This window comes from Sinomonas sp. RB5, from assembly GCF_054063535.1.
In genome coordinates this window covers 143,706-162,359 of sequence record NZ_JBSSGJ010000003.1, presented here as the reverse complement: position 1 = coordinate 162,359, position 18,654 = coordinate 143,706, and the positions used below count along the sequence as shown (strand labels likewise).

The window sequence follows — 18,654 nt, the reverse complement described above, 5'->3', positions numbered from 1 at the left end:
GGCCCTCAGCCCTCGACGGCGATCCCGAGCCGCGCTGCCATGAGCTCCGCGAGCTCGGCGGCCTGGAGGCCGCTCACGGTCGCCCCGCGGAGCCCGTCGATCCCGGACACCCGGGAGAGGCGGGCTCCTCGCATGTCCACATGCTCGAAGGATGCCCCCCTGGCGTCGAGCGCATCGATCTGGGTGCCCTCGAAGGCCACGCGCATCGCCGACGCGTGGCCGAGATCGAGCTCCTCGATCGCGCAGTCCTCGAACTTCACGTCGCGCAGCCGGGCGCCGCGCAGGTTGACGTAGCCGAGCTTGCAGCCGCGCACGAGGACGCCGTTCAGCTCGGCGTCGTACAGCTCCGCGGAGCCGATCCTGGAGGCCTCGATCTCGACGCCCCGCCAGCGGCTCCGCGGTGCCGGCAGGCTCGGGGCGTTGAGCCGCTCGAAGCGGCAGTCGAGGAAGGAGACCGAGCGGAGGTCGGCGTCGTGCGCCGTGACGTCACGGAAGGCGCACTCCGAGAAGGTGGCGGCGCCGAGCTCGCGGCCCGTGAAGTCCGCGCCGTCGAAGGCGAGCCCCTCCGTGCGGTGCCCGGCCTCCGGGTCGCCCGCGAGACCGGGCTCGAGTCCCTCGAGGAGCAGCGGTTCGAGGCGTGGGGCGCCCTGGTCCCGGGCGCGCGGGGCAGCATTCCGGGCGGGGCGGGGGGAGCGGATCGAGTCTGCCATGCGTCGAGGGTAGCCGCGCCGCCGCGAACCCGGCAGGGCCATTCCGCACGCGCCTGAATCCGGCTGGACGGAACTAGGCTGGGCGCATGGCTTCCCCCACAGGCATCCAGGGACTGAAGATCGCGGTCCTCGACGACTACCAAGGCGTGGCCCGGGAGATGGGCGGGTTCGCCCGGCTCGAGGACGCGGGCGCCGAGGTCACCGTGTTCCGCGAGCACCTGGGGCACGACGACGACGCCGTGGCCGCCGCGCTCGCCCCCTTCGACGTGCTCGTGGCCATGCGCGAGCGCACGCCCCTGACGGCGGCGCGGCTCGAGCGGCTGCCGAACGTGAAGCTCATCGTCTCGACGGGCCGGCGCAACGCGTCGATCGACCTCAAGGCGACGGCCGCCCGCGGCATCCCAGTCTGCGGCACCGGCTATCTCCCCTCCCCCGCCGCCGAGCACACGTGGGCGCTCATCCACGCGGCCGTGCGCCGGCTCGACGCCGAACTCGGGTCGGGCGGATCGGGCTGGACGGGCGACGGCGGCTGGCAGACCACCGTGGGCCGGGGCCTCGAAGGTGCGCGGCTGGGCCTGCTGGGCCTGGGCAACCTCGGCAGCCGGGTGGCGCGCGTGGGCCTCGCATTCGGGATGGACGTCATCGCGTGGAGCCAGAACCTCACCGACGAGCACGCGGCGGAGGTCGGCGTGCGCCGGGTCGGGAAGGACGAGCTCTTCGCCGAGGCGGACATCCTCTCGATCCATCTGGTCCTGTCGAAGCGGACGCGGGGCCTCGTCGGTGCCGCGGAGCTCGCCCTCATGAAGCCGGATGCCCTGCTCGTGAACAGCTCGCGCGGGCCGATTGTGGACGAGGCTGCGCTCGTGGAGGCCCTCGAGGCGGGCCGGATCGGCGGCGCGGCCCTCGACGTGTACGACGTCGAGCCCCTGCCGGCCGATCACCCGCTGCGGACGGCGCCGCGGACCTTCCTCACCCCGCACATCGGCTATGTCACGCGCGAGCAGTACGAGGTCTTCTACCGTGATGCTGTGGAGGACATCGAGGCGTGGGCCGCGGGGTCGCCGGTGCGGGTCATGGAGCTTCCGCCCAAGTAGGCCTGGTCCTCCCGCACGCGGTGCAGTGCGGCACCGAGCACTGCATCCAGCCATTCGACACGGTTGCTGAAGCGGCGGACCTTGGCGGGCTTCGCCCATCGGTACGCGTCGTGCTCTTCGTTCATGCGGAGGCGACGCCGGGTGGTGGAGGCCTTGAAGGCGTGCACGAGCCAACGGTCTCCGCCTCGGTCCGGCAGGACGAGCGGACCGCAGGGCTCGAGCACGATCTCTGCCCCGGTGAGGCCGGTCTCCTCGTAGAGCTCCAGGAGGGCCTGCTGCCGTGGAGCGGTCCCGGGATCGAGGTAGCCGGTGACGCAGTGCCAGAGCCCGCGGTCGTGGTGGACCGCCCGGCTCCTCCTGAGAAGGGCGATGCGGCCGTGGTGTTCGAGGACGATGGCCACCACTTCGCGGGCAGTTCCCACTGTCCCGCGCGCCGCCTCGGTGGCAGGGGCGGCCGTCTCGTCGGTGATCGTCATGGGTCCTCCGGGGATACCGTGCGGTGGTGCTTGGGGCAGGCGGGGCCGGGGACGCTCCACGGCTGGAGCGCCCCCGGCCCTTCGCCTCACGCGAGCAGGTCCGCCACCGTTGTCGTCTCGCACATCGGGGAGAGCATCTGCATCAGGGCCAGGGCCTGCTCATGGGCCTCGAGGACCGTCGCCCCGTGCGGGAGCGGCACGGCGAGGGCCCACTCCTCTGGAAGGCGCGCTGCATGTCGATCACCACCAGACGACCGTCCCGGTCCAATCCCCATCTCAGAACTGCCGCGCCGCGACGGTGCGGTCGAGCATGTCGTGTCCGGAGAGGCGCCTGAGGCGGTAGGTGGCGAAGTAGACCAGGGCAGCGACGAGCGCGCCGACGTAGTAGGAGAGGTCCCCGATGCCGGGGAAGGCCTTGGCGATCGGGCCGGTGTAGATCGAGGACATCCAGAAGGGCGAGGAAGCGATGACGCCGACGGCCCAGGCGACGAAGCCCCATTCGAACTTCCGCTTCTTGTCGAAGAGCTCGCGGAGCCCGCGTTCGCTGCGGCGGCCACCGAAGAGGTAGTCGCACACGAGGACGGCGACGTAGGGGGCGATGCAGTAGGCGGTGAGGTTGAGGAAGGCGGTGAAGCCCTCATTGAAGCCGTCCTGGCCCCAGAGCGCGACGATGTAGGAGATCACGCAGATGAAGATGACGCCGGTGTGGCGCTTGACGGGGATTCCCATGGTCTGGATGGAGATCGCGCCGCCGTAGACGTTGAGGAAGTTCTGGGTGAAGGAGGAAAGGGCGACGATGGCCAGGCCGATCGGAGCCCAGGGGCCCATGATCTCCTTGAGGGCGCCGATGCTGTCGCTGGCGGTCGCCGTGGAGCCGAGGACAGTGCCGAGGACGCCCATCCAGACCATGGTGACGGCGTTGCCGAGCATCGTGGCCCATCCCGCGCCGCGGCGGTTGCCGGGGGTGTTGGGCAGGTAACGGGAGTAGTCCGAGGCGAAGGGCATCCAGGCGACGATGAAGGAGAAGAACCAGCCGAAGAAGACGATCCAGCCGCCGACGCCGTCGAAGCCCTTGGCGGCGGTGTTGACCTCGTTGACGATGTGCCCGTTGACGGCGCTGACGGCGGTGATGAAGACGAAGCCGACCACGAGGACGAACGAGAGCACCCGCTGGAGGAAGTGGATGAGGTTGTAGCCGATGACCGCGACGCCGAGCTGGATTGCCATGAGGACCAGGGATGAGATCCAGAACGGGATGCCGGTGAGGAGGGCGATCGCCTTGCCGCCGAGGATAACCGTCACGGCCGCCCAGCCGATCCCGGCGAAGACGTTGACGTAGGCGACCGGGAACAGGTTGCCGATGAAGCCGAGCGGGCCTCGGCCCTGCATCTGCTGCGGCACGCCCAATCGGACGCCCATGGCTGACAGGTACCCCATGCCGGCCGACGAGGTCACGCCGGCGAGCACGATGGCCAGCACCGCGGCCCAGAAGGGCAGGCCGAAGTAGGCGGCGCTGAAGCCGAGGACGACGATGGGGAAGTTCATCCCGGCCGCGAACCAGAGGAAGAACTGGGACCGAGGGCGCCCGTGCCGTTCGACGTCGGGAATGTGCTCGATGCCGTAGGGCTCGATCTTGGTGAGGCTGTCGCGGTATCCGCGGTCCTCGGCGATGCTGTCCTCGCTTGCTGCTGCGCGGACGGTGTCTGGGCTCATGGTTAGTCCTAAAGTGGAGGTGCACACCTGTGTGCACTGCTTGTCTGAGCAGATGGGCTCGGCGCGGCTGCTGTCCTGTGCGAGGTCTCAGCCGCGCCGCTGCCTTTCAGAGTTCGACGAGCTGGCCGCCGTCGAAGAAGTGCCCGGCCTTGTAGACCATGGGCGCGGCGCCGTCGACCTCGGCGTGGCGGACGCGGCAGATGAAGACCGTGTGGGTCTTCGCCTGGAAGCGCTCCTGGATCTCGGCCTCGATGGAGGCGGCCGAGCCGTCGATGAGCGGGCTGCCGTGCGGGCCGTCGTGCCAGTCGACCTCCGCGAACTTGTCGGGCGACTTCGACGCGAAGACCCCTACCGTGGAGCGCTGGTCCGCGCCGAGGATGTTGATGCCGAGGTGGCTGGAGGAGAAGAGTGCCGGATACGTGCTGGAGCTCTTCTGGACGCAGACCAGCACGAGCGGCGGTTCGAGTGAGATGGAGCAGTAGGCGTTGGCTGCGAGGCCTTTCGGCGTGTCTCCTTCCTTGGTGGTCACCACGGTGACCCCGGTGACGAACTGGCGGTTGAAGGCCTTCATGACGTCGAGGCTTGGGTCAGTGCCCTCCTCCTCCGGTTCCGGGGCAGGAGGGGCGGCGATGCCGCGCAGCGGGCGGATGCCGAGGCCGGCGAGGAGCTCGCTGCCGTCCCAGGTCACGGTCTCCCTCAGGACGCGGCCGTGGGCGTCGAGCACGAGGATGTTCGAGCCCCGGGTCTGGACGGTGAGGCCGGTGGCGGGGACGCCCAGGTATTCGCGGGTATGCGTCCCGGTCGAGGTCCAGAACACGGCGACGGTGCCCTCGCCCTCGACGACGTCGTCGACGGTGGTGCACAGGTCCGGGAACGCCTCCCGGACGGCGACGATCTCTGCCTTGAGGCCGGCGAGGTCGATGGTCGCCCCAGTGGCCTTGCTCGTCCGGGTGTAGCCCTCGGCCATGAGCGCGTCGAGCGCGCCCAGGTCGCCCTGGTCCCACGCGGCGAGCCAAGCGGACGTGATGAGCGGTTCAAGCGTCTGTTGCATACCAATGAAGGTAAGGCAGCTCACATGGAGTGGTCAACGGTTTCCCGGAAATTGGGGAGATATCCCGAAAATTGGCGGATTGCCGCGGGGTCCACCGAACCCCTTGACGCTCCTGATGCATGCAACCTACGCTGTGATGCATGCAAGACGCTCTGGGCCTCAGCGCCACCAACGGCGAGCAGGCCGGCCTCCTCGACCGCATCCGCCAGCTCGTCCTCGGCGGCGAGTTCCCTCCGGGCGCCCTCCTGCCCGAGGCCTACCTCGCCCAGGCCTTCGACGTCAGCCGCACCCCCGTCCGCGAGGCGCTCAAGCAGCTCCAACACGAGGGCCTGGTGGAGATCCGCCCGAAGGTCGGAACGTTCGTGCGGGAGCCCACGCGCAGGGAGATCGTGGAGCTGTTCCAGCTCAAGGAGTCCCTCGAGGGCCTCGCGGCCTCCCTGATGGCACGCAGGGGCGAGGTTCCCGAGCTTGCCGTGCTGCGCCGCAACCTCTCGGACTCGGAGGAGGCGGTCCTCGCCGGCGACGCGGACGGCTACGCTCGCCTCGTGCACGAGTTCCACTGGGCGATCGTGCACGGGTCGGACAACCACAAGCTCGTCGAACACTACGAGCGGCTCATGAACCAGCTGGCCTACCAGCGGCTCGTGCTGCGCACGGTCGAGCACCCGGGGCGCATTGCAGCCTCCACCCAGGAGCACCGCTCCGTGCTCGAGATGATCGAGCACAAGGATCCCTTCGGCGCGGAATCCGCCATGAGGAACCACGTCTATGCATCCTCCCGCGAGGCACTGATGCCGGACTCGTCCTTGAGCTCCGCGGCGCGGAACTGAACCACCACAGCCTCTCGCTGTCCTCACCAGAAAGTCATGGCCCCATAGTGCGCAACTTCCCAGACCAGCCAGAGGAGCTGATCCGCAAGATCGTCTTCTCCCGGGAGGAGGTCCTGATCGAGAACGGGACCGCTCCCCTCATCCCCGCGGCCCGAGCCGCCGCGGCCGCCGTCGTCGCCAATCCCTGGGCGGGCCTCGGCCCGGACGCCGACCTCTCCGAGGCGGCCGCCTGGCTCGCGCCGGCGATCGCCGCCAGGCTGATCGACCGGCTCCTCTCCGGGCTCGGCGGCGCGGACGCCGTCGAGGCGTTCGGCAAGGGCGCCATCGTCGGGACCGCCGGCGAGATCGAGCACGGGGGCGCCCTCATCCACACGCCCTACTTCGGGAACCTGCTGCGCGAGTCCCTCGAAGGCACCTCGATCATCTGCTTCGCCGACTCCCGCGGCGACGCCGGAGAGGCCCTTGTGGTGCCCATGTGGCACAAGACGGCGGCAGCCACCCGCACCCACTACCAGACCGTCGACATCCGCATCCCGGACGCGCCGCGCCCGGACGAGATCGTCGTCGTCGCGGCTGCGTCGACCGGCCCCCGCCCCCATGCCCGAATCGGAGACCGGACCACCGATGCCCAGGTCTCATGGAGCACACTCGTAGGAGCAACCAGATGAACATCAGGAAGATCGTCACCCTCATCGACGAGACGGCACGCGAAGGCGGCCGTGCCGTGGAACCCGCAGCCCGCGTCGCCGTGGTCGCCGCGGTGATCGAGAACCCGTGGGACGGCCAGCCCTTCGTCGAGGACCTGAGCGACGGCATCCGCGAGAACGCCTCCGATCTCGGCGCGCTGCTGGCGCCCCGGGTGATCGAGGCGCTCGGCGCGCCGGTCGAGGCGTACGGCAAGGCGGCCATCGTGGGCCTCGACGGCGAGATCGAGCACGGCTCCGCACTGATCCACACCCTCCAGTTCGGCGACCACTTCCGCAAGGCGGCGGAGGCCACCACCCTCCTGCCGGCCGTCGAGAAGCGCGGCCGCGCGGGCGTCACCTTCGACATCCCGCTCAAGCACAAGACCGACGCGACGGTCCGCTCCCACCACCAGAGCATCGAGGTGCGGATCGCGGACGCGCCGCACCCGGGGGAGATCGTTGTCGCCCTCGCTGCGGCGGCCCAGGGCCGCCCGCAGCAGCGCCTCGCCCCGCTGACGAGCGAGCAGTAGCGTGGAGGAGTCCCAGGCCCCGGTCGTCCTCCTCCATGGAGTGGGGCTGGACAGCTCGATGTGGGACGCCCTCGTCGCGGACGGCGCGCTCTGGCTGGCCGGGAGGGAGGTCATGGCCCTCGACCTTCCCGGCCACGGCGGCCAGCCTCCCCTGCGCACACCCACCACGCTGGCGAAGATGGCGGACGACGTCGCGCGGCGGCTCCCGCCGCGGGCGCACCTCGTCGGCTTCTCCCTCGGCGCCCTGATCGCCCAGGAGCTGGCAGCGCGGGCGCCGGAACGGATCCTCTCGCTCGTCTCCGTCAGCTCCGTCTGCGACCGCACGGAGGCCGAGGCCGACGCCGTTGCCCGCCGGCTCGAGACGGCCCGCGGCGACTTCGCCGCGAGCGCGGAGGCCGCCGTCGAACGCTGGTTCCCCCAACCCGCCCGGGTCGCTCCCCACCTCGTCGAGCAGGTGCGGGACGTCCTGCTGTCCAACGACCGCGAGTCCTACCTCCACGCCTACGAGGTCTTCGCCACCGGCGACCGCGACGCCGCCAGGGCCCTGCCGCTCGTCACGGCGCCGACCCTGGCCGTGACCGGCAGCGATGACCCGGGCTCCACTCCCGAGATGACCCTGCGCCTGGGTCGGCTCGTGCCCGGAGCCCGTACCCTCATCGTCGACGGCGCACGCCACATGCTGCCCCTCGAGCAGCCCGAGCAGCTCGCCCGCCTCATCGCCGAATTCGCGGACGAGGCCGAAAGGAAGATGCACCATGCCCTCACGGATTGACCACTTCATCGGTGGCCGCTGGACGCCGCCGGCCGAAGGACGGTACTTCGAGAGCACCAACCCCGCGACCCTCGAGGTGCTCTATGAGGCCGCCCGAGGCACTCAGGCCGACGTCGAGGCAGCCGTCGACGCTGCAGCCAAGGCCTTCGACGGCCCCGACTGGTCCAACCTCACCGCCACCCGGCGCGGCCACCTCCTCCGCCGCCTCGCCGACCTCGTCGGAGAGCACGGCGACGAGCTCGCCCGGCTCGAGACCGAGGACAACGGCAAGCTCCTGCGGGAGATGAGGGTGCAGCTGCGCACGCTGCCGGAGTACCTGTACTACTACGCCGGGCTCGCCGACAAGGTCCAGGGAAGCCAGATCCCCGGCATGGACCCGGCCATCCTGAACTACACCGTGCGCGAGCCCCTCGGCGTCGTCGGCGCCATCACCCCCTGGAACTCGCCGCTGACGCTGACCGTCTCCAAGCTCGCCCCCGCCCTGGCTGCCGGGAACACCCTGGTCATCAAGCCGTCCGAGTACACGTCCCGCACGGTCCTGCGCCTCGCCGAGCTCGCCTCGGAGGCCGGCTTCCCCGACGGCGTCGTCAACGTCGTCACGGGCCTCGGCCGCGAGGCCGGGGCAGCGCTCGTGGAGGACCGGCGGATCGCCAAGATCAGCTTCACCGGCTCCACCGCGACCGGGCGGGCGATCGCCTCCTCCGCGGCGTCCCGCTTCATCGGCTGCACCCTCGAGCTCGGCGGCAAGAGCCCGAACATCGTCTTCGAGGATGCCGACGTCGCCAGCGCCTCCCTCGGCGTCGTCGCCGGGATTTTCGCCGCGGCCGGCCAGACCTGCATCGCCGGCAGCCGCGTGTTCGCCCACCGGTCCGTCTACGACGAGCTCGTCGAGCGCGTCGCCGAGCGAGCCAAGCGGATTGTCATCGGCAACCCGCTCGAGGACGCCACCGAGCTCGGGCCGCTCGCCTTCGGCGACCAGCTGAGCAAGGTGGAGTCCTACGTGAACCTCGGTGTCGAGGAGGGCGCCACCGTCTCCTATGGCGGCCAGCGCCCGGACACCGGCCTCCCGGGCTACTTCTACTCCCCCACGGTCCTCACGGACGTGGACAACCGCATGCGGGTGGTCCGCGAGGAGATCTTCGGGCCCGTCGCCGCGATCATGCCGTTCGACACCGAGGAGGAGGTCCTCCGCCTCGCGAACGACACCGAGTACGGGCTCGCCGCCGGCGTCTGGACCAAGAGCCTCGCGCGGGCGCACCGCATGGCCAGGCGCCTCGAGGCCGGGACCGTGTGGGTCAACACCTACCGCGCCATGTCCCCCATGTCCCCCCGCGAGGGCTTCAAGTCCAGCGGTGTCGGCATCGAGCACGGCCTCGAGTCGATGCACGAGTACACGCGGCTCAAGAGCGTGTGGATCAACACCAGCGAGGAACCCGTCGCCGACCCCTTCATCATGCGGAGCTGACCCCACCCCCCAAAGAAGGCCTGCTGCACCCGCAGAGCAGGCACTCCTCCGCCCCCCACTGTGGGCCGGCGTCAGCCCCTCCCATACCAATCTCCGCCGCGAGCGGACCGAGCGCAGTCAGGAGCACTCATGCGATTTTCCCTGTTCGTCCACATGGAGCGCTGGGACGAGTCAGTCACCCACCGCGAGCTGTTCGAGAACCTCACCGAACTCACGCTGATGGCCGAGGCCGGCGGCTTCAGCACGGTCTGGATCGGCGAGCACCACGCCATGGAATACACCATCTCGCCCAGCCCGATCCCGCTGCTGTCCTATCTTGCCGGCCAGACGTCGACGATCCGCCTCGGGGCCGGCACGATCATCGCGCCGTTCTGGAACCCGATCCGTGTCGCCGGCGAGTGCGCCCTGCTCGACGTGATCAGCAATGGGCGCATGGAGGTCGGCCTCGCGCGCGGGGCGTACCAGATCGAGTTCGACCGGATCGCCGGCGGACTTCCCGCGACCGACGGCGGCAAGCACCTGCGCGAGCTCGTGCCAGCAGTGCGCGAGCTGTGGCGCGGCGACTATGCCCATGACGGCGACATCTGGCAGTTCCCCACGTCGACCAGCGTGCCAAAGCCGGTCCAGCAGCCGAACCCGCCGATGTGGATCGCGGCCCGTGACCCCGACTCGCACAACTTCGCGGTGTCCCAGGGCTGCAATGTCATGGTGACCCCGCTGATGAAGGGTGACGAGGAGGTCGCCGACCTCAAGCGGAAGTTCGACGATGCCTGCGCCAACAACCCCGAGGTTCCCCGCCCCGATCTCATGGTGCTGCGCCACACCCACGTCCACTCCCCCGAGGACCCGGAGGGCTGGCGTCCCGCCGCGGAGGCGATCAACCGCTTCTACCGCACCTTCGACGCGTGGTTCGGCAACAAGTCCACCCCGGTGAACGGCTTCCTCGAGCCCAGCCCCGAGTCGAAGTTCGAGGCACGTCCGGAGTTCCAGCCGGAGTCCCTGCACAAGACGGCCATGATCGGCACGCCGGAGGAGGTCGTCGCCCGCCTGCGCGGCTACGAGGCGCTCGGTGTCGACGAGTACAGCTTCTGGATCGACAACAGCATGAGCCACGAGGCCAAGCGCGAGTCGCTGCGGCTCTTCATCGAGCACGTCGTGCCCGCGTTCCAGCAGCAGGCCCCGCCGGCGGGGGCCCAGGAGCCCCTCGGCGCCTCGGCACACTGACCACGATTGTCCGCGCTGCCGGGTCTCCCCCCGGCCGTGACCCTGAGGAGCAAGCCATGCCCCTGATCGACGTCTCCATCGCTCGGGGCCGCACCCCCGAGCAGCTGCGCTCACTCATCTCCGCTCTGCACAGGGCGGCGGAGGAGAGCGTGGGCGCGCTGCCGGAGAACACCACCGTGATCATCCGGGAGGTGGGCACCGAGCACTGGTCCAAGGGCAACCAGACGATTGCCGAGCGCAACGCGGCGGCCGCTGGCTAAGCACTGGAATGACCGGGCACGGCGATGGGCCGGCAGATCCTGCCGGCCCATCGCCATGCCCCGGAGGAGCCGGCGCGGCCTAGCGCTTGGGGCGCCGCGCCGGGCCGCCCAGGACGCGGTCGGGCAGCACGGCCGCGGCCGCGCGGACGGCCTTGTACCGCAGCGACGGGACGGACACGGAGCGGCCGGCCAGGTTGTCGCGGAGCCCGTCTCGGACCACCCGCTCGGCGCGGAGCCATGCCCAGCCGGGGATCCACCGCGTCTCCATGCCCATGCGGGCATGGAACTCCGTGCGCACAAACCCCGGGCACAGCGCGGTGACGAGCACCCCGGAGCGCCGATAGTGCACGTTGGCCCACCGGCTGAAGGCGAGCAGCCACGCCTTGGCCGCCGAATAGGTCCCCCTCGGCAGGAAGGCCGCGACGCTCGCCACGTTGACGATGCGGCCCTCCCCCCGCGCGAGCATGCCCGGGAGCACGGCCCGGGTGGTCTTCAGCGCGGCCTCGACGTGGAGCCGGAGGTGGAGGACCTCCTCCTCGACCGGGGTGTGGTGGAAGTCGTGGAGGAGCCCCAGGCCGGCGTTGTTGACGAGGATCCCGATAGGCCTCGACGGGTCGGCGAGCCGCGTGGTCACCGTGCCGAGGTCCACGGGGTCGGTGAGGTCAGCGGCCAGAACCTCGGTCGCGACTCCGTGACGGCTGCCGAGCTCCTTCGCCAGGGCGTCCAGGCGGTCCTGGCCACGCGCCACGAGGACGAGATCGTGCCCCTGGGCCGCGAGCTGTCGCGCGAACTCGGCCCCGAGGCCGCTGCTCGCGCCGGTGATGAGCGCCGTCGTCATGCGCCCAGCCTACCGACCCGGCTCAGTCTGCTGCTCAGGCGGTCCGCGGGGCGGGCGCGACGACCTTGATGACGGCCGAGTCGTCCGCCGCCGCGAGGCCGTGGGCCGCGCCGAGCAGGTAGAGCTGCTCGGCGGCCGCGGCGACGGGAGCCGGGAGCCCCACGGAGCGGGCGGCCTTGCCGACGATCCCCATGTCCTTGACGAAGATGTCCAGGCGCGAGAGGACCTCGGCGCCCTCCTCGGTGTAGGCCTCGAGCATGCGGGGGCCGCGGTTGGAGAGCATGAACGATCCCGCGGCGCCGGCGCCGAGGGCCTCGAGCGTCTTCGCCGGGTCGAGGCCGAGTGCATCGGCGAGGGCGAGCGCCTCGGCCGCGGCGGCGATGTGCACGCCGCACAGGAGCTGGTTCACGGTCTTGAGAGCCTGGCCGTCGCCGGGCCGGTCGCCCACCACGGTCAGGGTGGAGGCGAGGAGCCCGAGGACGGGCCGGGCCTTCTCGAGGTCGGACGGCGCGGCTCCCACCACGATGAGGAGGTCGCCCTCGCCGGCGCGGACCGGGCCGCCGGAGAGCGGGGCGTCGACGAGGCCGACGCCGAGCTCGGCGAGGCGCGCGGCCGTACCGGGGATCGCGTCGGTCCCGACCGTGCTCGTGAGGATCACGACGGCGCCCGGGGCCAGCGCGGCGGCGACGCCGTCCTCGCCGAAGAGGACCGCGTCGAGCTGCTCGCCGTTGCGGACAGCGAGCAGGAGCGCGTCGGCGCCCTGGACCGCTTCCCGGGCGGAGCCGAAGGTGCGGATGCCGGCCGCGGCGGCGAGGTCGAGACGGGGCTGGGCGATGTCGAAGCCGTGGACCGTGAGGCCAGCGGCCAGACGGGTAGCCATGGGCAGGCCCATGGCGCCGAGGCCGAGGACGGCGACGGTCGTGGCCGCAGACGTGTCAGTCATGGGTGTTCTCCTGTGGACGGAAGCTGTCAGAAGGTGGCGCTGAGAGTCTTGGTGACCTGGGCGAGGGACTCGTCGTCGCCCACGTTGCCGGCGAAGACGATGTACGGGATGCCGCGGGCCGGGCCGTCGACCGGCTCCCACAGGGAGACGATGCCCGGGAGCATGGGTCCGCGCACCATGGCGCGGCGGATCTCGAGACCGTGCGCGGCCACGTCGGAGGAGGTGATGCCGCCCTTGGCGATGACGAACCGCGGGGGCGCCGCCCTGAGCACGCGGTTGACCACGCTGACGACGGCGGCACTCACCGTGCGGGCGATCTCGAGGCTCCGCGCGGGGTCGTCGGCCTTCACGAGCGCGCGGGAGGTGTGGAGGATGACGTCGCCGTCGGCGAGGGCACGGACGACGGCGTCGACGGTCGCCTCGAGGTGGCCTTCGGCCCTGCCGGGCGCGAGCAGCTCGCTGACGTCGAGCTCGACGGTCCGCGCGGAGGAGTGCTGCGCCGTGAGCCGGTCGAGCTGCCGGGTGGTGAGGCCCACGTGGGAGCCGACCACGATGAGGCCGCCAGCAGCGAGGTCCTCTCGCTGGCCGCCCGATGCCTGGTCCCCGTACACGTCCTGCGCGGTCAGGGGCGCGCGGACCTCCTGGCCGATCCGTCCGCGCACGAACGGGGGGCCCACGCGGTACAGGAGCGAAGCGCCCCGGCGCTCGGCCTCGTCGAGGCCCAGGGCGAGGGCGCGCAGGTCGTTCTCGCCGGTGATGTCGGCGACGATGGGGGTCCCGTGGTGGGCGCGGGCGATCGCGTCGGCGATGGCCCCTGCCCCCGCGCGGATGGTCCCCAGGTCGAGCACGATCACCTCGTCTGCGGGCACGCGGCCGCCGGTCTTCTCCTCGACGTAGGAGGGGAGGTAGGAGGTGGAGAAGCCGAACGTGGCGTCCCGCGCGAACTCGGTGTCGCTGACGGGGGTGAGCGCGCCCTCGCCGCTGCGGACGTAGTGCTCGCCGCCGATCGTGACGCGCCCGGCGTCGGGGAACGCGGGGACCATCACGACGCCGTCCACTGCAGCCCCACCCTGGGCGGCGATGGCCTCGGCGAGCACGTCCGTCTCGAGCGGGAAGTGCCCGCGGAGGGTCGAGTCGCTGCGGCTGACGAAGGCGAGCGGGATGCCCGCCTCGCCGGCCGCCTCGCTCGCGGCCGCGACGACCTGGCGGTTGCGCTCGGCAGCCTCGGCGGGACCGAGGCTGCGCGTGTTGGTGAGGACGTAGACCGCCGCGGGGCGGGCGCCTCGGACGCGCACCGCGAAGGCCCAGCGGAAGTCCTCGACGTCCCAGCGGGTCAGCACGGGCAGGTCCGCCACCGACTGCGTGCCCGTGGGGTCATCGTCGAGGACCACGAGGACGCGGCCCGAACGGGCCACGGCGTCGGCGACCTCGCTGGCGGCGATCTCCCGCTCGGCGGGGTAGGCGGCGAGGGCATCGGCTTCGAGGAGCATGGCGAACACTTCCTTGTGCGGGGGGGCCTGGGGAGTATCTGTAAGATGTCTGACATCTAATGTCGGGTGCTAGAGTGGCACAGACTCCGCGGCGGCGCAAGGCGCCCCGTGGGTCCGCAGACGCGAGAAAGGGACCACGTGGCGCGCAAATCCCTCGCGGGCGAGGTGGCCGACGGGCTGCTGGACCGGATCGTGGGCGGCGAGCTGCCCCCCGGCTCCGTGGTGCCCGGCGAGCTCGAGCTGAGCTCGCGGTACGACGTGAGCCGGATGACCGTGCGCGAGGCCATCCGCACGCTCACAGCCCAGAACATCCTGCGGATCGAGCGCGGGCGGGGCACGTTCGTCAACCCGCTCGAGAGGTGGAGCTCGCTGCACGCCGTCCTCCGCGCGACGAGCGAGGGCACGGACGCCTCCGATGCCGCCGTGCAGCTCGTCGAGCTGCGCCGGATGCTCGAGGCGGGTGCCTGCGGGCTCGCCGCCGAGCGGATCTCGGACCAGGACCTCGCAGCGCTGGACGCCCTCGTGGACCGGATGCGCGAGGCGCGCGGGGCACAGGACCTCGAGCGGTTCGTCGAGGCGGACCTCGCGTTCCACGACGTGATCCTGCACGCCTCCGGGAACCCGTTCGTCGCGGTGCTGTTCGAACCGCTCAGCCGGGTCCTCGCCGAGCGCCGCTCCGAGACCTCGGCCGTGCCCGAGATCCAGGAGCACGCCATCGCGATGCACGTGGCCGTGGGCGAGGCGCTGCGTCGCCGCGACCCCGAGGCCGCCCGCGCTGCCATGGACGCGCACATGCAGCAGACCCTCGATGACCTGAGGACCTACATCCTCAACCGCTGACGGCGACGATCGCCGTGGCGTCCAGGTCCCCGTCCTCCTCCAGGTGCGCGGCGAGGCCGGCCTCCGCCAGCAGACCGAGGGCGGGCGCCACCTGCCGTCGGCCCACCTCGATCACGAGGGTGCCCCCGGGCGCGAGCCACTCGCCGGCCCCGGCGGCGATCCGGCGGTGCAGTGCGAGGCCGTCGGCCCCGCCGTCGAGGGAGGCACGCGGCTCGTGGTCCCGGGCCTCGGGGGGCATGAGGGCGATCGCCTCGGTCGGGACGTACGGGGCGTTCGCGACGATGACGTCGACGCGGCCGCGCAGCGTGCCGGGGAGCGCCGCGAAGAGGTCGCCCGTGTGCACGCGCCCGCCCCACGGGGCCAGATTGCGGCGGGCGTAGGCCGTTGCGGCCGGGTCGAGGTCCGCGGCGTGCAGCTCGAGCCGCGCGGACGTCCAGCCACGCCTCTCGCAGACCGCGGCGACTGCTGCCCCGAGCGCCGCCGACCCGCAGCACAGGTCGACGACGACGGCGGGCCGGCCGCCGCCGTCGTGCGCCAGGGCCGCCACGGCGAGCCGGACGAGCAGCTCGGAGCGGCGCCGCGGGACGAAGACGCCGGGGCCGACGGCGATCCGGAGCCCCGCGAACTCGGCCCAGCCCACGAGGTGCTCGAGCGGCTCCCCCGCAGCGCGCAGGGCGACGAGCTCCTCCAGCCGGCCCGGGTCCTCGGCGGCATCGAGGAGGAGGGCGGCCTCGTCCTCGGCGAAGACGCAGCCGGCGGCGCGCAGCCGCCCCACGACGTCCGCACGGAGCGGCCCCGCCGACTCTGGCCAACCACTGGTCACAGGGTTAGTCTGCCAGCACTGATCCCACCCCAGCCGAGGAGGAGCCATGGCAGGCAACACCTACAGCATCTCGGAGATCGTCGGCACGAGCCCGGACGGGATCGATGCGGCCATCCGCAACGGCGTCGCCGCGGCATCGCAGACCGTGCGGAACCTGGACTGGTTCGAAGTCCAGTCGGTGCGCGGCCACCTCGAGGAGGGCGAGATCAAGGACTGGCAGGTCACGCTCAAGATCGGCTTCCGCCTCGAGCGCTGACCGCCCCTACTGCGTCCGGGCCAGGAGGGCCTCGCTGAACACCTTCGAGATGTCGGCGGGGTCCTTCGCCACGTAGCTGGATCCGCCGGTGGCGGCGGCGATCTGCTTGAGCACGGGCTCGTCGGCGTCGGCGGTGATGCCGATCGTCACGAAGATGACCGGCTTGGCCGGGTCCCTCTCCCTGGCGAAGGCGGCGAGGAGCTGGTCGAGGGTCATCGAGTTCGGCTTCTCGTTGGCCCCGTCGGTGAAGAGGATCACCGAGTTCACGGCGCGGGGATCATAGTTCGCCTTCACGGTGCGGAAGGCCGCGAGCGCGGTGTCGTAGAGGCCCGTGCCGCCGCCCACGAGGCCGCCCAGCGAGGCGATGTCGCCCTGGATCCGCTCCCGCTGGGTCTTGCCGTCGGTCACGGCGTCCATCCTGCGGATCGGGTCGAGCTCCTGGTAGTCCTGCCCGGGGCCGCCGAGGCCCACCGAGAACGCCCACATGCCCAGCTGCGCCGTGTCGGGGAACATCGCAGCGCCCTTCAGCGCGGCCTCCTGGGTGAGCTGCATGCGGGTCTTCCCACCCGCGTCCATGTTCATCGAGCCGGAGACGTCCATGACAACGAGCGAGCGGAAGGGCACCGCCTGGAGGGCCCACATCTTCGTGGCCCGGGTGAGGCCGTCCGCGGAGGGGGCCAGAGTCTTGACGGTGCCGACGAACCCGGCGGCCTGGTCCGGGATGGCGCTGCCCGGGCCCCGCAGCCCGCGGGCGGCGATGGCCGTGCGGCCGGCGCTGTCCGTCAGGGCCGCCGCGAGGGCCTTGGCGGCGTCCGCGGCTCCGGCCCTGCGCGCCGGGTCCGGCGTCGTGACGGCGATCGGATAGTCCGCGAGGGCCGACCCGCTGGCCGGCGTGGACGCGGCGAGCTTCGTGCCCGGCCGGGACGAGGCGTAGTCGATCCACGAGCTCTCGGTCACCACGGCCATCGAGTCCGAGCGCTCGGCGCTGTCCAGGAGCGCCGAGTCCGCCTGCGTCGCCGACGGCTTCTGCGCTGCGCTCTGCGCGAGTGCGCCCAGCGAGCCCGCGAGCGCCTTGGGATCGGACGCCCCGGTCTCGCCCTCGGCGACGGCGCCGGCGAGCGCGGCCCCTGCACTCGCGCTCGAGAGCGGGTCGCCCAGGAGCACTCCGGGAGCGGCCAGGACGGCCGACCAGGTCGCGGGCGCCTTCGCCCCCTTGGCCTGCACGACGACGGCCGGCGAGGAGGCGACGGAGGGCACCGCGATCTCCGGCTTGGGGGTGGCGCTGACCGCCGAGACGCGCGCGGAGGTGTCGGCGAGCCAGAGGTCGGGGGCCTGCGTGCCCGCGGCGACCTTGGCGGCGATGGCCGCCTGGTCGGCCACGTCGACCCTGAACTTCGCGCACGCCGACGGACTGACCCGGCTGAGGGCGTCGTTGACCGCGGGAAGCGTGGTGGAATCGGCGAGGAGGGTGTAGGTCTGGGTCGTGGCGCAGTTCGCTGCCGTGGCCTGGACCAGGCGGGGCACGAACGCCCAGGCTGCCAGCCCCAGGGCCACGAGCGCGGAGGCGACGATGATCACCACCCTCGCGAACCGGCTCCGCCGGCGTCTCGACCGCCAGCCCTTCGTCGTCCCGACCCGGCCTGCGACCCTGCGTCCCATGCCTGCTCTCTCCTCCCACCCCCCGGATTCGCGTTGTTCCTCGGGCGCGCGGCGGCCTGCGGGGTGCTGCCCCGCCCGTGCGCGCGCCGGATTGATCCCGTCCATCATAGACGGGCCAACCACCCTCCGAGTGAGCGCACTCACAGGAGATCCGCCGCTGGGCCGCGGCGCGTCCGAGTACCTCGGAACGTCCGTCGCGGTCGGCACCGGGCAGCCTGGTCGAAGCAGATGCAGCCTGTTCCGATCAGGGCATGGTGACGGCGGACGCGGGATGGAGCAGGGCCGCAGCAGCGCTGTCTGCGATGACCGTGACATTGGGATGGCGTTGGATGATGGACGCCGGGAAGTCTTCGGTGACAGGGCCGTTGAGGGCGGCGGCGAGGGGCGCTGCCTTGCCCGGCCCTGCAGCGACGAGCAGCAGGTGGCGCGCTTCCATGATGGTGCCGAGGCCTTGGGTCAGGGCGCATTGGGGGACGTGCTCGGGTGCGTCAAAGAAGCGAGCGTTCGCGCGCCGGGTATCTTCGGCGAGGCGCACCGGGCGAGTGCGGGAGGAGAAGGCCGAGCCAGGCTCGTTGAAGGCCAGATGGCCGTTGCGGCCGATGCCCAGAATCTGGAGGTCCACTCCCCCTGCGTCGGCGATGGCCTGCTCGTAGGCGGCGCATTCGGCGTCGAGGTCCTCGGCGTCCCCGGCTGGGACGTGGACGCGCCCCGGCACGATGCCGAGGGGGCCGGTGATGCGCTCAGCGACGAACCGGCGGTAGCTCTGGGTGTGCGCAGCGGTCAGGCCCACGTACTCGTCAAGGGCGAAGCAGGTCACCCCGGCGAAGTCCGTGCGGATAGTGCGGCCAAGGTGCTCGTAGGCCGGGAGCGGTGAGGATCCGGTCGCCAGCCCGAGCACGCTGTTTCGCTGGCGATGCACCTGTTCAGCGACGAGGGTGGCCGCGGCCTCTCCCAGCTGTGAGGTGGTGTCGGTGATGATCAGCTCCATCGGGCT

Annotated in this window: 20 protein-coding genes; 10 read left to right on the top strand and 10 right to left on the bottom strand. The window is 71.6% G+C overall.

Features of this window, described 5'->3' with window-relative positions:
* Positions 1-5: 5 nt before the first annotated feature.
* Complete coding sequence (locus ACVWWH_RS05630) at positions 6-710, bottom strand: pentapeptide repeat-containing protein (protein WP_457315936.1); 705 nt, start codon at positions 708-710, stop codon at positions 6-8.
* Between the two features lie 86 nt (positions 711-796).
* Here ACVWWH_RS05630 and ACVWWH_RS05625 point away from each other — a divergent pair, with 86 nt between their 5' ends.
* Positions 797-1,804: a D-2-hydroxyacid dehydrogenase family protein gene (locus ACVWWH_RS05625; RefSeq protein ID WP_457315935.1), complete on the top strand. Its 1,008-nt coding sequence runs from the start codon at positions 797-799 to the stop codon at positions 1,802-1,804.
* Here the strand turns inward: ACVWWH_RS05625 and ACVWWH_RS05620 are convergent.
* From ACVWWH_RS05620 to ACVWWH_RS05610, 3 genes are all read right to left on the bottom strand, one after another.
* Positions 1,726-2,280, bottom strand: coding sequence for an NUDIX domain-containing protein (locus ACVWWH_RS05620; protein ID WP_457315934.1), 555 nt, complete (start codon positions 2,278-2,280; stop codon positions 1,726-1,728). The two genes, ACVWWH_RS05625 and ACVWWH_RS05620, sit on opposite strands and share 79 nt — an antisense overlap.
* Positions 2,281-2,556: 276 nt before the next feature.
* Positions 2,557-3,993 carry a purine-cytosine permease family protein gene (locus tag ACVWWH_RS05615; protein ID WP_457315933.1) on the bottom strand — a complete coding sequence of 479 codons (1,437 nt, stop codon included), beginning with the start codon at positions 3,991-3,993 and terminating at the stop codon, positions 2,557-2,559.
* Positions 3,994-4,099: 106 nt separating this feature from the next.
* Complete coding sequence (locus ACVWWH_RS05610; RefSeq protein ID WP_457315932.1) at positions 4,100-5,044, bottom strand: flavin reductase; 945 nt, start codon at positions 5,042-5,044, stop codon at positions 4,100-4,102.
* 140 nt (positions 5,045-5,184) lie between these two features.
* Between ACVWWH_RS05610 and ACVWWH_RS05605 the strand changes: the two genes are divergently transcribed.
* The 7 genes from ACVWWH_RS05605 (at position 5,185) to ACVWWH_RS05575 (ending at position 10,811) form a co-directional block, all read left to right on the top strand.
* Positions 5,185-5,874 (top strand): GntR family transcriptional regulator, encoded by a 690-nt coding sequence (locus ACVWWH_RS05605; protein WP_457315931.1) that lies wholly within the window; start codon positions 5,185-5,187, stop codon positions 5,872-5,874.
* Positions 5,875-5,921: 47 nt separating this feature from the next.
* Complete coding sequence (locus ACVWWH_RS05600; RefSeq protein ID WP_457315930.1) at positions 5,922-6,542, top strand: amino acid synthesis family protein; 621 nt, start codon at positions 5,922-5,924, stop codon at positions 6,540-6,542.
* Positions 6,539-7,090, top strand: coding sequence for an amino acid synthesis family protein (locus ACVWWH_RS05595; protein ID WP_457315929.1), 552 nt, complete (start codon positions 6,539-6,541; stop codon positions 7,088-7,090). The genes ACVWWH_RS05600 and ACVWWH_RS05595 overlap by 4 nt, the downstream gene beginning before the upstream one ends.
* A 1-nt stretch (position 7,091) precedes the next feature.
* A complete protein-coding gene (locus ACVWWH_RS05590; RefSeq protein WP_457315928.1) occupies positions 7,092-7,862 on the top strand; it encodes an alpha/beta fold hydrolase in 771 nt (256 codons plus the stop codon).
* Positions 7,846-9,327: an aldehyde dehydrogenase gene (locus tag ACVWWH_RS05585; protein WP_457315927.1), complete on the top strand. Its 1,482-nt coding sequence runs from the start codon at positions 7,846-7,848 to the stop codon at positions 9,325-9,327. Before ACVWWH_RS05590 ends, ACVWWH_RS05585 begins: the two co-directional genes overlap by 17 nt.
* A 129-nt stretch (positions 9,328-9,456) precedes the next feature.
* Positions 9,457-10,551 carry an LLM class flavin-dependent oxidoreductase gene (locus tag ACVWWH_RS05580; RefSeq protein WP_457315926.1) on the top strand — a complete coding sequence of 365 codons (1,095 nt, stop codon included), beginning with the start codon at positions 9,457-9,459 and terminating at the stop codon, positions 10,549-10,551.
* 56 nt (positions 10,552-10,607) lie between these two features.
* On the top strand, positions 10,608-10,811 hold the full coding sequence (locus ACVWWH_RS05575) for a tautomerase family protein (protein ID WP_457315925.1): 204 nt from the start codon (positions 10,608-10,610) through the stop codon (positions 10,809-10,811).
* Positions 10,812-10,890: 79 nt separating this feature from the next.
* Here the strand turns inward: ACVWWH_RS05575 and ACVWWH_RS05570 are convergent, their stop codons facing one another.
* The 3 genes from ACVWWH_RS05570 to ACVWWH_RS05560 are packed head-to-tail and all read right to left on the bottom strand — an operon-like array spanning position 10,891 to position 14,082.
* Positions 10,891-11,649, bottom strand: a complete 759-nt coding sequence (locus ACVWWH_RS05570) for an SDR family NAD(P)-dependent oxidoreductase (protein ID WP_457315924.1) — start codon at positions 11,647-11,649, stop codon at positions 10,891-10,893.
* Positions 11,650-11,683: 34 nt separating this feature from the next.
* Complete coding sequence (locus ACVWWH_RS05565; protein ID WP_066494614.1) at positions 11,684-12,592, bottom strand: NAD(P)-dependent oxidoreductase; 909 nt, start codon at positions 12,590-12,592, stop codon at positions 11,684-11,686.
* 26 nt (positions 12,593-12,618) lie between these two features.
* Positions 12,619-14,082, bottom strand: a complete 1,464-nt coding sequence (locus ACVWWH_RS05560; RefSeq protein ID WP_457315923.1) for a four-carbon acid sugar kinase family protein — start codon at positions 14,080-14,082, stop codon at positions 12,619-12,621.
* 138 nt (positions 14,083-14,220) lie between these two features.
* Between ACVWWH_RS05560 and ACVWWH_RS05555 the strand changes: the two genes are divergently transcribed.
* A complete protein-coding gene (locus ACVWWH_RS05555) occupies positions 14,221-14,922 on the top strand; it encodes a FadR/GntR family transcriptional regulator (protein WP_457315922.1) in 702 nt (233 codons plus the stop codon).
* On the opposite strand, the gene ACVWWH_RS05550 is transcribed toward ACVWWH_RS05555, so the two are convergent.
* Positions 14,912-15,745, bottom strand: coding sequence for a putative protein N(5)-glutamine methyltransferase (locus ACVWWH_RS05550; protein WP_457315921.1), 834 nt, complete (start codon positions 15,743-15,745; stop codon positions 14,912-14,914). The two genes, ACVWWH_RS05555 and ACVWWH_RS05550, sit on opposite strands and share 11 nt — an antisense overlap.
* A gap of 46 nt (positions 15,746-15,791) precedes the next feature.
* Between ACVWWH_RS05550 and ACVWWH_RS05545 the strand changes: the two genes are divergently transcribed.
* Complete coding sequence (locus ACVWWH_RS05545; protein WP_066494607.1) at positions 15,792-16,001, top strand: dodecin; 210 nt, start codon at positions 15,792-15,794, stop codon at positions 15,999-16,001.
* A gap of 6 nt (positions 16,002-16,007) precedes the next feature.
* Here ACVWWH_RS05545 and ACVWWH_RS05540 read toward each other — a convergent pair whose 3' ends face one another.
* Entirely contained in the window at positions 16,008-17,660 is a 1,653-nt protein-coding gene (locus ACVWWH_RS05540; protein ID WP_457315920.1) for a substrate-binding domain-containing protein, read from the bottom strand.
* Between the two features lie 244 nt (positions 17,661-17,904).
* The gene (gene nagB / locus ACVWWH_RS05535; RefSeq protein ID WP_457315919.1) at positions 17,905-18,648 is read right to left on the bottom strand and encodes a glucosamine-6-phosphate deaminase; all 744 of its coding nucleotides are present in this window, start codon (positions 18,646-18,648) and stop codon (positions 17,905-17,907) included.
* Between the last annotated feature and the right edge of the window lie 6 nt (positions 18,649-18,654).